General features: G+C 67.3%; 15 protein-coding genes. 14 read left to right on the top strand and 1 reads right to left on the bottom strand.

The features are described 5' to 3' along the window. The first annotated feature begins 1 nt into the window (after position 1). The 11 genes from AWC31_RS04475 to egtE all read left to right on the top strand — a co-directional run bounded on the left by AWC31_RS04475 (position 2) and on the right by egtE (position 9966). Positions 2-1036: an aspartate-semialdehyde dehydrogenase gene (locus tag AWC31_RS04475; protein WP_085143077.1), complete on the top strand. Its 1035-nt coding sequence runs from the start codon at positions 2-4 to the stop codon at positions 1034-1036. A gap of 39 nt (positions 1037-1075) precedes the next feature. After that, entirely contained in the window at positions 1076-2176 is a 1101-nt protein-coding gene (locus AWC31_RS04480) for a DUF4185 domain-containing protein (protein WP_275082761.1), read from the top strand. Positions 2177-2352: 176 nt separating this feature from the next. Next, positions 2353-2760 (top strand): hypothetical protein, encoded by a 408-nt coding sequence (locus AWC31_RS04485; protein ID WP_085143081.1) that lies wholly within the window; start codon positions 2353-2355, stop codon positions 2758-2760. A 51-nt stretch (positions 2761-2811) separates the two neighbouring features. Then, positions 2812-3252, top strand: coding sequence for a Fur family transcriptional regulator (locus tag AWC31_RS04490; protein WP_067851773.1), 441 nt, complete (start codon positions 2812-2814; stop codon positions 3250-3252). A 125-nt stretch (positions 3253-3377) separates the two neighbouring features. After that, positions 3378-3896, top strand: a complete 519-nt coding sequence (locus AWC31_RS04495) for a hypothetical protein (protein WP_165765910.1) — start codon at positions 3378-3380, stop codon at positions 3894-3896. A 17-nt stretch (positions 3897-3913) separates the two neighbouring features. Continuing rightward, positions 3914-4555, top strand: a complete 642-nt coding sequence (locus tag AWC31_RS04500) for a sensor domain-containing protein (RefSeq protein WP_165765911.1) — start codon at positions 3914-3916, stop codon at positions 4553-4555. Between the two features lie 84 nt (positions 4556-4639). Further along, complete coding sequence (gene egtA / locus AWC31_RS04505) at positions 4640-5911, top strand: ergothioneine biosynthesis glutamate--cysteine ligase EgtA (RefSeq protein WP_085143085.1); 1272 nt, start codon at positions 4640-4642, stop codon at positions 5909-5911. After that, positions 5908-7185 (top strand): ergothioneine biosynthesis protein EgtB, encoded by a 1278-nt coding sequence (egtB, locus tag AWC31_RS04510; protein WP_085143087.1) that lies wholly within the window; start codon positions 5908-5910, stop codon positions 7183-7185. Before egtA ends, egtB begins: the two co-directional genes overlap by 4 nt. Beyond that, complete coding sequence (gene egtC / locus AWC31_RS04515; RefSeq protein ID WP_085143089.1) at positions 7185-7883, top strand: ergothioneine biosynthesis protein EgtC; 699 nt, start codon at positions 7185-7187, stop codon at positions 7881-7883. Before egtB ends, egtC begins: the two co-directional genes overlap by 1 nt. Next, complete coding sequence (gene egtD / locus AWC31_RS04520) at positions 7880-8845, top strand: L-histidine N(alpha)-methyltransferase (protein WP_085143091.1); 966 nt, start codon at positions 7880-7882, stop codon at positions 8843-8845. The genes egtC and egtD overlap by 4 nt, the downstream gene beginning before the upstream one ends. Further along, entirely contained in the window at positions 8842-9966 is a 1125-nt protein-coding gene (gene egtE, locus AWC31_RS04525; RefSeq protein WP_085143093.1) for an ergothioneine biosynthesis PLP-dependent enzyme EgtE, read from the top strand. Before egtD ends, egtE begins: the two co-directional genes overlap by 4 nt. Before the next feature lie 7 nt (positions 9967-9973). Here egtE and AWC31_RS04530 read toward each other — a convergent pair whose 3' ends face one another. After that, positions 9974-10522, bottom strand: a complete 549-nt coding sequence (locus AWC31_RS04530; RefSeq protein ID WP_085143095.1) for a TetR/AcrR family transcriptional regulator — start codon at positions 10520-10522, stop codon at positions 9974-9976. 87 nt (positions 10523-10609) lie between these two features. Between AWC31_RS04530 and AWC31_RS04535 the strand changes: the two genes are divergently transcribed. The 3 genes from AWC31_RS04535 (at position 10610) to mdo (ending at position 13051) form a co-directional block, all read left to right on the top strand. Beyond that, entirely contained in the window at positions 10610-11083 is a 474-nt protein-coding gene (locus AWC31_RS04535) for a nuclear transport factor 2 family protein (RefSeq protein ID WP_067851780.1), read from the top strand. Between the two features lie 109 nt (positions 11084-11192). Then, the gene (locus AWC31_RS04540) at positions 11193-11486 is read left to right on the top strand and encodes a CDGP domain-containing protein (RefSeq protein ID WP_085143097.1); all 294 of its coding nucleotides are present in this window, start codon (positions 11193-11195) and stop codon (positions 11484-11486) included. A 293-nt stretch (positions 11487-11779) separates the two neighbouring features. Further along, a complete protein-coding gene (mdo, locus tag AWC31_RS04545; RefSeq protein WP_085143099.1) occupies positions 11780-13051 on the top strand; it encodes an NDMA-dependent methanol dehydrogenase in 1272 nt (423 codons plus the stop codon). The last annotated feature ends 37 nt before the right edge of the window (positions 13052-13088 follow it).

A 13088-nucleotide genomic window follows, 5' to 3' on the forward strand; every position in this document is an offset into this window, starting at 1 on the left:
GATGGTCAACATCGGAGTCGTCGGTGCGACCGGCCAGGTCGGCCAGGTCATGCGCACCCTGCTGGAGGAGCGCAACTTCCCGGCCAGCTCGGTTCGGTTCTTCGCCTCGGCACGGTCCGAGGGCAAGAAGCTGCCGTTCCGCGGCCAGGAGATCGAGGTCGAGAACAGCGAGACGGCCGATCCGTCCGGTCTGGACATCGCGCTGTTCTCCGCCGGCGCGACGATGTCGCGCGTGCAGGCGCCGCGATTCGCCGAGGCCGGCGCCGTCGTCGTCGACAACTCGTCGGCCTGGCGCAAGGACCCGGACGTGCCGCTGGTCGTCAGCGAGGTCAACTTCGCGCGCGACGCCGGACGACGTCCCAAAGGCATTATCGCCAACCCGAACTGCACCACCATGGCCGCGATGCCGGTGCTCAAGCCGCTGCACGACGAAGCGGGCCTGACCCGGCTGATCGTGTCGAGCTATCAGGCCGTCTCGGGCAGCGGCCTGGCCGGTGTCGAAGAGCTGGCGTCGCAGGCGCGTGCGGTGATCGACGGTGTCGAGCAGTTGGTCCATGACGGATCGGCGCTCGAGTACCCCGCGCCCGTGAAGTACGTCGCGCCCATCGCGTTCAACATCGTTCCGCTGGCCGGTTCGCTGGTGGACGACGGCTCGGGCGAAACGGACGAAGACCAGAAGCTGCGCAACGAGAGCCGTAAGATCCTCGGCATTCCCGAGCTGCTCGTGTCGGGTACGTGTGTGCGGGTTCCGGTGTTCACCGGACACTCGTTGTCGATCAATGCTGAATTCGCCGAACCGCTTTCGGTGTCGCGGGCGACCGAGCTGCTGTCTTCGGCGCCCGGGGTCAAGCTCGTCGACGTGCCGACTCCGCTGGCCGCCGCCGGTGTCGACGAGTCACTGGTCGGCCGCATCCGCCAGGATCCCGGTGTGCCCGACGGCCGCGGTCTCGCGTTGTTCGTGTCCGGCGACAACCTACGAAAAGGTGCGGCGCTGAACACCATTCAGATCGCCGAGCTGTTGGCCGCCGAGCTCTGACCCCTTCGGGTGGCCCGCTGGTTCTCCGCTGCCGCGGTGCTGATCGCTGCGTCGGTGTGGCAGGCGACGGTGGTTCATGCCAATCCGCCGGAGCCGTGGCCTGAACCGGTTCTGCCGAAGCTGGCGCCCGGCCAGGTGCTGCGGATCGGGCCGATAGCCGGAACCGGCACGCCGACAGGCGATTACGGTATCGGCGCCACCGATCTGTGTGAGTTCATGGAGTTCCCGAGCCGGGTCCTGCAGGTGTGTGGTGACAGCTTCGCCGGGCAGGCCGTCGGATTTGGTGGCTGGTATTCACCCATCGCACTGCACGTCGAGTCCGATTCCATCGACGATCCGGCCGGGGTCCGCTACGACGGCGTCAGCGGGGTCGACAAACCGCTGCTCGCCGATGCGACGCCACCGGGTGGATCCCAGCTGCCCGCGGGTGTCGTGGCCATCAACCGCGAGAACTACATGATGGTGACCACCACGCGAAACCTGGTGCCGCAGACTTCCCGATTGGTGAAAGCCGACGCGGCGCAAGGTAATTGGCCGACGATTGCCGGTTCGGCGCGCGACGCGTCGTATCTGGGCGGTGCGCAATCCCAGATCAGCGGCTACTACGACCCGATTCCCACGCCCGATTCGCCGCGCGGGTGGGTCTACATCGTCGCCAACAACTTCGACCGGAGCGGTCCGGTGTTTCTGTACCGGGCCACTCCACAGGCATTCACCGACCGGGCGGCCTGGCAGGGTTGGTCCGCGGCGCCAGGAGGCGGCTGGGGTAAGCCGCCGACCGCACTGTGGGCCGATCGGGTGGGGGAGATGAGCATCCGGCAGATCGACGGCAAGTCGGTGCTCTCGTACTTCAACGCCAGCACGGGAAACATGGAGATGCGGGTCGCCGACGATCCGACCGGGCTCGGGACCGCGCCGGTGACGACTGTCGTGGTCGCGAGCGAGTGGCCCGAGCCGGCCGAGGCGCTGCCACCACCCGAGGTCAACCGACTGGCCCAACCGTACGGCGGCTACATCTCGCCCGGCTCGACCCTGGATGAGGTCCGCGTGTTCGTCAGCCAGTGGAACACCACGCCGCGCGGCGGAACGCCGTACCGCGTGCTGCAGTACATCGTGAACCCGATCAAACCCTGGGAGTGACGCCGGGTCCCGGGCACCTGTTGTCGCGCATAGGCGGGCGGAGGGGCACCGCGGTCCGGGCGCGCGCTGGAGGCGCTGCGTTTCCGTACCGCAGCGGGAGGCCGCTACCGGCCTTTCACAGCTGATTCATAGCTGATTCTTGATCGGCACCTGAACAGCGCTCGCATGCTCGTGACATGACAGAAATACCAGCCACGTCCGAGCCCGCGACCGGTCCGGTCGTGACCTCTGAACCCGTTGCGCAAACGCCCGTCGCGCCGGTGGTGCCCGAGCGCCGCCAAAGCCGTGTCGTCCAAGCCGCCGCATGGGTCGGCATCGTTGCGGGCGTCGTCTTCATCGTCGCCGTCATCTTCGGGACCGGGTTCGTCCTCGGCGCCCATTCCGGTGGTGGTGACCACCACCGCGGCGGTCACGGCGATCGGCACGGCGTCATGATGTTCCACCGCGGCGGACCGCCGCCGATGATGGCTCCGGCCGAGCGCATGATGCCGCCGTTCGGGCCGGGCGGTGGACCGGAGTTCCGTCCGCCGTCACCGCCGGACCGTCCGGAGGCGCCGACGCCCACGGCACCGGCGCGACCATAATCACAGCCGCTCTTTTTGACCGATTCCAGAAAATGCGCGCATACTGGATTCGTGACCACGGTGCATGACCACGACCCGAAGGCCCTGTTACGGGCCGTCGGGTTGCGGGTCACTGCGCCGCGGGTCGCGGTGCTGGAGGCGCTCGCCGCCGAGCCGCATTCGACTGCAGACGATGTGGCCGGGCGAGTTCGCCAGAACCTGGGATCGGTGTCCACGCAGGCCGTGTACGACGTGCTTCGGGCCTGCGTCAACGCAGGTCTCGTCCGGCGGATAGAGCCTGCCGGTTCGTCCGCTCGGTACGAGACCCGAACGGGCGACAACCACCACCACCTGGTGTGCCGGGTCTGCGGCCGGGTGGCGGACGTCGATTGCGCAGTGGGGGAGACCCCGTGCCTGGAACCCTCCGACCTCGCCGGCTTCACGGTCGATGAGGCCGAGGTGGTCTTCTGGGGAGTCTGCGCCGACTGCCAGGCGAACAGCAGCACCGTCTAGACCACATCTGCAGCCCGCAGGACGCCCCGGCCACGACCCCTCGGTGGCCGGGGCTTCTGCTATTGGTCTGCTATTCGTCCGAAGCCCTGGGCACGGCGGCCGGAATCGTGAGATTCTCGCTAACCATGACGCGCGGTCGGGTTCTAGTTGCGCTGCTGGCGGTCCTGCTTGTCGCCAGCGGCTGCGGCGTGCGCGGCTCCGAACCGCAACGCGGCGCGGTGCTGGTCTTTGCCGTCGGAGATTGCGTGAGCGTGCCCGCGGGCACGCCACAGGCGCCCGAGGTGGTCCGCGCCGCCGAGGTCGACTGCAGCGCCGATCCCAGCTACACGGTCGGCGCGATCGCCGACGGCAGCGGGGCCTGCCCGAGCAGCGAATACCAGCATCTGCCCGCCGAGTACGCCGATCCGTCGACCGCCCGGCTGTGCCTTGTGCCCAACCTCGTCGCAGATCACTGCTACGAGCTCGGGCTGCCTGCCGGCGTCGTCGAACTGGCCGACTGCTCGGATCGCGGTCAGGGCGTCCTGGTGCAGGTGACGCAGCGGCTCGATGTCCGTGACCAGGCCGCATGCCCAACGGCGGCCGGACAATTCGCGTGGCCGTACCCGTCGCCCGCCCGGACCTATTGCACCCGCACCGTGTACTGACTGGCATGATCGAGCCCATGCGTGCCGTGACTGTGGGTCTCGGGGTGGCCGGTCTCGCGTTGGCCTTGGCGGCACCTGCGGGTGCACGTCCGTCCGATCCGGGTGTGGTGTCCTACGCCGTCATGCCGAAGGGTTCGGTGAGCAACATCGTCGGCGCCCCGATGCGATGGGAAGCCGAGTTCACCGAACCGTTCCAGGGGTTCTCGGTGGACAACCCGGTGTGCAACAACTGGGCCGACATCGGGCTGCCCGAGGTGTACAACGATCCGGATCTGGCGTCGTTCAACGGCGCGACGACCCAGACCGCCGCGGGCGACGACACCCACCTCGTCAAGCAGGCCGTCGGAGTCTTCGCGAACCCCGACGCGGCCGACCGGGCGTTCCACCGTGTCGTCGACCGGACAGTGGGCTGCTCGGGTCAGACGACGGCGATGCATCTGGACAACTTCGTCAACGAGGTGTGGACGTTCACCGGTGGCCCGGCCTCGGCGACCGATGCCGACTGGGTCAAACAGGAGGCCGGCACCGACCGCCGCTGCTTCACGACCACGCGCAAGCGCGAAAATGTTCTGCTACAGGCCAAAGTGTGTCAGTCCGGCAACGGCGGCCCCGCCGTCAACGTGCTGGCCGGCGCGATGCAGAACACGCTCGGGCAATAACAGGGTCGCGACTTGTCGGTGCCATCTGGAAGATAGAGGACACCAGACGGTCCGACACCGGTGAGGACCGGGAGGGGTGTTGCCATGGCCGTACCCATCAGAGTTGACCCAGGCCGCCTACCACCCAAGGAGTTCACCAGCGCAGAGCAGGCCGCAGCACATGTCGGCGCCGGTTGCCTGCAGGACGGGCCGACCGGGCGGGTCGGTCTTGAGATCGAGGCGCACTGTTATGACCTCGCTGATCCGATGCGGCGTCCGGGCTGGGATGAGCTTTCGGCGGTGATCGCGACCGTGCCGCCACTGCCGGGCGGTAGCCGGATCACGGTCGAGCCGGGCGGCGCCGTCGAACTGTCCGGTCCGCCGTTCGACGGCCCGATGGCAGCCATCGGCGCGCTGCTGGCCGACCGGGCCGTGCTGCGCGCGGCGTTCGCGCGCGAAGGTCTGGGGCTCGTGCTGCTCGGCACCGATCCGTTGCGGCCGACGCAGCGCGTCAACCCCGGGCAGCGCTATCAGGCCATGGAGCAGTTCTTCACGGCCAGCGGATCGTCCGAACCGGGTGCCGCGATGATGACGTCGACGGCTTCGGTCCAGGTCAATCTAGATGCCGGACCGCGCGACGGCTGGGCCGATCGCGTGCGGCTCGCGCATGCGCTCGGGCCGATGATGATTGCCATCACGGCGAATTCGCCGGTTTTGGGCGGTCAGTTCACCGGCTGGAGTTCGACGCGCCAGCGGGTGTGGGGCCAGCTGGATTCCGCCCGGTGCGGGCCGATCCTCGGCGTGGACGGTGATGATCCGGCCAGCGATTGGGCACGCTATGCGATGCGGGCGCCCGTGATGCTGGTGAATTCGCCCGATGCGGTTCCGGTGACGAACTGGGTGCCGTTCGCCGACTGGGCCGACGGCCGGGCCGTCCTGGGTGGCCGTCGGCCCACCGAAGCCGACCTCGACTACCACCTCACGACGTTGTTCCCGCCCGTGCGGCCGCGTCGATGGTTGGAGATCCGCTATCTCGACAGCGTGTCCGACGCGCTGTGGCCCGCGGCGGTGTTCACCCTCACCACGCTGCTCGATGATCCGGACGCCGCGGAGATCGCGGCACAGGCCACCGAATCGGTCGCCACCGCGTGGGATCGCGCCGCGCAGGCCGGGCTGGCCGATCGCCACCTGCATGCCGCCGCGCTGACGTGCGTACAGGCCGCGGCCGAGCGGGCACCGGCCGAACTTGAGGAATCGATGCGGCATTTGGTGCGTTCGGTCGAACAGGGACGGTGCCCGGCCGACGACTTCGCCGATCAGGCAGTGCAACACGGGATCGCCGCCGCGGTGAGCCAACTGGCGAAAGGTGAGCTTTGACCACACGCGAGATGCTGGCCCGAGAGCTCACGAGAGCCCGGGAGCGAACTCTGCGCCTCGTCGACTTCGACGACGCAGAACTGCACCGCCAATACAACCCGCTGATGAGTCCGCTGGTGTGGGATCTGGCCCATATCGGCCAGCAGGAAGAACTGTGGCTTCTGCGCGACGGCAACCCGAACCGGCCCGGGATGCTGGCGCCCGAGGTCGACCGGCTGTATGACGCGTTCGTGCATTCGCGCGCGAGCCGAGTCGACCTGCCGCTGCTGCCGCCCGCCGATGCACGGGCCTACTGCGCCACCGTGCGGTCCAAGGCGCTCGACGCGCTCGACGCGCTGCACGACGAGGATCCCGGGTTCAACTTCGGGCTCGTGATCAGCCACGAGAACCAGCACGACGAAACCATGCTGCAGGCGCTGAACCTCCGCGAAGGCCCGGCGATACTCGACGCCGGAGCGGCCCTGCCCGCCGGGCGGTCCGGGCTCGCAGGCACCTCGGTGCTGATACCGGGCGGACCGTTCGTGCTCGGGGTGGACGAGCTCACCGAACCGCATTCGCTCGACAACGAACGGCCGCCGCACGTCGTCGACGTGGCGTCGTTCCGCATCGGCCGCGTCCCGGTGACCAACGCGGAATGGCGTGAGTTCATCGCCGACGGCGGATACGACCAACCGCGGTGGTGGTCCGAACGCGGCTGGTCCCATCGGCAGGATGCGGGCCTGACGGCGCCGCAGTTCTGGAACGCCGATGGCACCCGCACCCGGTTCGGCCACACCGAAGCGATCCCGCCCGACGAACCCGTCCAGCACGTAACGTACTTCGAAGCCGAGGCCTACGCGGCTTGGGCGGGAGCCCGACTGCCGACCGAGATCGAATGGGAGAAGGCCTGCGCGTGGGATCCCGTCGCCAGCAGCCGGCGCCGATTCCCTTGGGGCGCTTCGGAGCCGACCGAGATGCTGGTCAACCTCGGCGGCGATGCGCTCCGGCCCGCACCCGTCGGGGCGTATCCGAACGGCGCGTCGGCCTACGGTGTCGAGCAGATGCTCGGCGACGTCTGGGAATGGACGAGCTCGCCGTTACGTCCGTGGCCCGGCTTCACGCCGATGGTGTACGACCGCTACACCGAGCCGTTCTTCGACGGCGATTACAAGGTCCTGCGTGGCGGTTCGTGGGCGGTCGCGCCCAGCATTCTGCGGCCCAGCTTCCGCAACTGGGACCATCCGGTCCGGCGGCAGATCTTCTCGGGTGTCCGGCTGGCCTGGGACGCCTCGTAATGTGCCGGCACATGGGCTGGCTCGGCGAACCCCGGTCGGTGGCCTCACTCGTGCTCGAACCGCCGCAGGCGCTCCTGGTGCAGTCCTATGCGCCACGGCGCCAGAAGCATGGCCTGATGAACGCCGACGGTTGGGGTGCGGGCTTTTTCTCGCCTGATCTGCCGACGCCCGCGCGCTGGCGCAGCGACAAACCGCTGTGGGGCGATGCCTCGTTCGCGTCGGTCGCGCCCGCGCTGCGCAGTGGCTGCATCGTGGCCGCGGTGCGGTCGGCGACCATCGGCATGCCGATCGAACCGTCGGCGTCGGCTCCGTTCAGCGACGGCCAGTGGCTGCTGTCGCACAACGGCCTCGTCGACCGTGCGGTTCTGCCGCTCACGGCGCGTGCCGAATCCGCGGTCGACAGCGCGGTGCTCGCGGCGCTGATCTTCGAACGCGGCCTCGACGCGCTGGGCGACACGATCGTCGAGGTCGGTGGTCGTGACCCGAATGCCCGGCTGAACATATTGGCCGCCAACGGATCTCGTATGCTCGCCACGACCTGGGGTGACACCCTGTCGCTGCTGCGCTGTTCTGACGGCGTGGTGCTGGCGAGCGAACCCTACGACGACGATCCCGGCTGGCAGGACATCCCAGACCGCCATCTCGTCCATGTGCAGGACTCTCACGTCGAGCTGACACCTCTGAAAGGACCGGCATGACGCTCTCGCTGTCGAACTACCTCGCGGCCGATTCCGCGGCCGCCGCGTTGCGCCGCGATGTGCGCGATGGACTTACGCAGACCCCGAAAACCCTTCCGCCAAAATGGTTCTACGACTCGGTGGGCAGTGATCTGTTCGATCAGATCACTCGGCTGCCCGAGTACTACCCGACCCGCACCGAGGCGCAGATCCTGCGGGAGCGGTCCGCCGAGATCACGGCCGCGGCCGGAGCCGACACTCTCGTCGAGCTCGGCAGCGGGACCTCGGAGAAGACACGAATGCTGCTCGACGCCATGCGTGCGGGTGGGTCGTTGCGCCGCTTCATCCCGTTCGACGTCGACGCCGGGGTGCTGCGCGCCGCCGGTGACGCGATCGGCCGCGAGTATCCGGGCATCGAGATCGATGCGGTGTGCGGTGATTTCGAAGAACACCTCGGCAAGATCCCGCGCGTCGGGCGGCGGCTGGTCGTGTTCCTCGGCTCGACGATCGGGAACCTGACACCCGGCCCGCGGATGGATTTTTTGAGCGCCCTCGCCGACACGCTTCAACCCGACGACAGCCTGCTGCTCGGCACCGATCTGGTGAAGGAATCCGAGCGGCTCGTGCGGGCCTATGACGACAGCGCGGGTGTCACGGCCGCGTTCAACCGCAATGTGCTGGCCGTCGTGAACCGCGAGCTCGACGCCGATTTCGACCTGGACGCCTTCGACCATGTCGCGAAGTGGAACAGCGTCGAGGAGCGGACCGAGATGTGGTTGCGCGCGCGCACCCCGCAGCAGGTCCGGATCGCGGCGTTGGATCTCGACGTTGCCTATGCCGCCGGTGAGGAGATGCTCACCGAGGTGTCGTGCAAGTTTCGGCCGGATGGTGTCGCCGCCGAGCTCGCGAAAGCCGGTCTGCGGCAGACTCATTGGTGGACCGATTCGGCAGGCGATTTCGGCTTGTCGCTGGCGGTGAAATGAGTCTCGCGCAGCAGTGGCGGGATGCCCGCCCGAAAGTCGCCGGCCTGCATCTGGATAGCGGCGCGTGCTCGCGGCAGAGCTTCGCGGTGATCGACGCCGCCACCGCGCATGCCCGCCACGAAGCCGAGGTGGGCGGATACGTCGCGCTCGAAGCCGCCGCCCCCGTACTCGACGCCGGGCGGGCCGCGGTCGCGGCGCTCACCGGGTTCGATGCGTCGGATGTCGTCTACACGACCGGCTCCAACCATACGTTGGGTCTGTTGCTCGCGAGCTGGCCGGGGGAGCGGACACTGGCGTGTCTGCCCGGCGAATTCGGGCCCAACCTTGCGGTCATGGCGGCCAACGGGTTTGAGGTGCGGGCACTGCCGGTAGATGGCGACGGCCGGGTGGTTGTCGACGAGGCCATACGTGAGTTAGTGGCGAATCCCCCGGCGCTCGTGCATTTCACAGCGCTGGCGAGCCATCGGGGTGTTGCGCAGCCGGTCGCCGAGTTCGTCGCGGCCTGCCGCGCCGAAGGCATCCCGATCGTGGTCGACGCCGCGCAGGCGCTCGGGCATCTGGACTGCAATGTCGGCGCCGATGCGCTGTATTCGTCGTCCCGCAAGTGGTTGTCGGGGCCGCGCGGTGTCGGAGTCCTGGCTGTGCGGCCGCAACTCGCCGAACGGCTGCAACGACAGCTTCCCCCGGTGGACTGGGATGTGCCGGTGAACCTGCTGCAGAGCTTCGAGCACGGCGAACACAATGCGGCGGCCCGGATCGGGTTCTCGGTGGCCATCGGCGAGCACTTGGCGGCCGGGCCGGACCTCGTGCGGGCCCGGCTCGCGGAGGTGGGCCGCACTGCCCGCACGGTCCTGGCCGATGTATCCGGTTGGCGCGTCATCGAACCCGTCGACGAGCCCACCGCGATCACCACCTTGGAACCGACCGACGGTGCCGATCCCACCACGGTCCGGGCCTGGCTGATCGCCGAACGCGGCATCGTCACCACGGCCTGCGAGGTGATGCGTGCGCCGTTCGAGATGACCAAGCCGGTGCTGCGGATCTCGCCGCACATCGACACGACACTCGACGACTTGGAGCATTTCGCGACGGCGCTGGGCGAAGGGCCTAACGGACACTGACGCGCGATCACGCCCGCATCAAGACCTGCGCGGCTTCCCGTGCTTGGTGTGCGGGCTCGGGCGTACCGAAGATCGCGGCTGTGGTGATCGCGCCCTCGGCGAGTAGCGCGAGCTGACCGCCGAGAGCGCGTGGTCGGCCGGCGGCTTCGACGAGGGCGGCGAGGTAGTCATGGAAGACGCGCTTGTGGTGGCGTGCCTGTTCGGCGACCGCGGGTGAGACGCCGCCGAGTTCGCCGAACGAATTGATGAAGGCACACCCGCGATAGTCGGGTTCGGAGAACCAGTTGTAGAGCCAGTCGAACACCGCGGTGACTCGCTCGGCCGGCGTCTGGGCTTCGACATGGTCGACGAGCGCGCGCTGCCATCGCGAATCGCGCTGCCGCAGAAACTCCAGAACCAGTTCCTCTTTCGACGGGAACAGTTGATACAGGCGCTTGAGGGATATCCCGGATGCGGTGCGCACGGCATCCATGCCGACCGCTTGGATGCCGCGCCTGTAGAAGAGCTGTTCGGCTGCTTCGAGAGCCCGCTCCTGGGCCGTTTCCTGATCCAACACCCTTCGCTCCTTGCGCGGAGAACCAACGTTCTCTACGGTAGCAGATAAAGGAGAACGATCGTTCTCCGTTGAAGGGAGCGAAGTCGAATGTCGGAATCCGCCAGGCCGCCGTTGCCACCGTTTACCCGTGAAAGTGCAATAGAGAAGGTCAGATTGGCCGAAGACGCATGGAACACGCGGGACCCGCTGCGGGTGTCACTCGGGTACACCGTCGGCTCGCGCTGGCGCAACCGCGCGGAGTTCGCGACGGGCCGAGACGAAATCGTCGCTCTGCTGACCCGCAAGTGGAACACCGAACTCGACTACCGGCTGATTAAGGAACTGTGGGCGTATGACGGCAACCGCATCGCCGTCCGGTTCGCCTACGAGAACCATGACGACGCGGGCAATTGGTACCGGTCATACGGAAACGAGAACTGGGAGTTCGATGAGCACGGGCTCATGCACACGCGCCACGCGTCGATCAACACCGCGCCGATTGCCGAGGACGACCGTAAGTTCTTCTGGCCGCTGGGCCGACGACCTGACGACCACCCCGGCCTGAGTGACTTCGGTTTCTGAACTGCGCGCACAAACCACGTGCGCAAGCGGTAACGTCAACGGTTGTTCGCAGTGTTGCCGACGGTACTTACCAGCCAAGAGCCGGGCGGCGATGTGACGGGAGAGCCCCATGAAGCTCTGCATCATCGGAGGACTGGCTGTCGTGCTGCTTGCCGGAGGGTTGACTGCCACAGCGCCGCCGGCGAGCGCGGGCTGCCTCTACGGCGGACCTGTTATCAGCAAGTGCGACGGGCCCATTCAGCCCGACGGCACGTGGGAACGTTGTGTGGGAGTTTTCCAGTACGTGCCCAGTGGCCTCAGCTCCCACCTGGTGCCGGTTAAACGATGCGATGTGATGGGTCCCGGCCACCAGTATCCGTTTGATTTTGCTTTCGCCGACCCACCGACGCGCATCAACGACTGAACCGGACGAATGCGGGCGGCCTATGGCTGCAGGTTGTCGAGGATGCCGGCCGACCCGGTGTGCCGGCGGCCCGTATGGCATACCTTCGCCACCGCCACCAGTCGGTGGGATACCTGGTATGCCCGGGATGATCTAGGCCGAACGGCCACACACGGCGACTCACCGTTACGAGTGGGCCGCGACCTACCCGATCGGACAGTTCTGGCATGCCGGTCGGCGGGTAACGACTTCGAATCGTTGTGACGCGCCACACCAACGTTCACGGTGGTGTCACACGACAGAAGGAGTATCCAATGGCCATTGAGCTGAACCAGATTTGGGACTTTCCGATCAAGGAGTTCCATCCGTTCCCGCGTGCGCTGCTCGGCGTCGGCGCACACGACATCATCGGCGTGGAGGCCAAGAACCTGGGCTTCAAGCGCACGCTGCTGATGACCACGGGCCTGCGGGGCTCGGGCATCATCGAGGAACTCACCGGCAAGATCGAGTACCAGGGCGTCGAGGTCGTGCTCTACGACAAGGTGGAGTCCAACCCCAAGGACTACAACGTCATGGAAGCCGCCGCGCTCTACCAGCAGGAGCGCTGCGACAGCATCATCTCGATCGGCGGAGGCTCGAGCCATGACGCCGCGAAGGGCGCCCGCGTGGTGATCGCCCACGACGGCCGCAACATCAACGAGTTCGAAGGTTTCGCGAAGTCCACCAACAAGCAGAACCCGCCCCACATCGCGGTATCCACCACGGCCGGAACGGGTTCGGAGACCTCGTGGGCCTACGTCATCACCGACACCTCCGACATGGACCACCCGCACAAGTGGGTCGGATTCGACGAGGCGACGATCGTCACCCTCGCGATCGATGACCCGCTGCTGTACTACAGCTGCCCCCAGCACTTCACCGCATACTGCGGTTTCGATGTCCTCGCGCACGGCAGTGAGCCGTTCGTGTCGCGGCTGGACTTCGCGCCGTCGCTCGGAAACGCCTTGTACTCGGTCGAACTCGTCGCCAAGCACCTGCGCGAGGCGGTGTTCGAACCGCGCAATCTCAAGGCCCGCGAAGGCATGATGAACGCGCAGTACATCGCCGGCCAGGCGTTCAACTCCGGTGGGCTTGGCATCGTGCACTCGATCAGCCACGCCGTCAGCGCATTCTTCGACAGCCACCACGGCCTCAACAACGCGATCGCGCTGCCCCGCGTGTGGGAGTACAACCTGCCGTCGCGTTACGAGCGCTATGCGCAGCTGGCCACGGCCATGGGCGTCGACACCCGCAACATGACCACCGTGCAGGCCGCCGACGCCGCGGTGGAAGCCGCCATCCGGCTGTCACAGGACGTCGGAATCCCTGACAACTTCAGCCAGATTCGCACCGACTCGTACGACAAGAACCGGATGAACACCGGAAAGTACGCGGGCCGGGGTGAGGTGATCAAGGGCGACGACAAGACGGTCCTCGCGATCTCCGAACACATCCAGGACGACTGGTGCACGCCGGGCAATCCCCGTGAGGTCACCGTCGAGTCGATGATCCCCGTCGTCGGCCACGCGATCAACGAGTCCTACTGACCCGGTGGCAGAGCAGGGGCGGAGCTGTCGCCCCCAT

Origin of the sequence: Mycolicibacterium wolinskyi (genome assembly GCF_002101965.1) — a bacterium.
Taxonomy (GTDB): domain Bacteria; phylum Actinomycetota; class Actinomycetes; order Mycobacteriales; family Mycobacteriaceae; genus Mycobacterium; species Mycobacterium wolinskyi.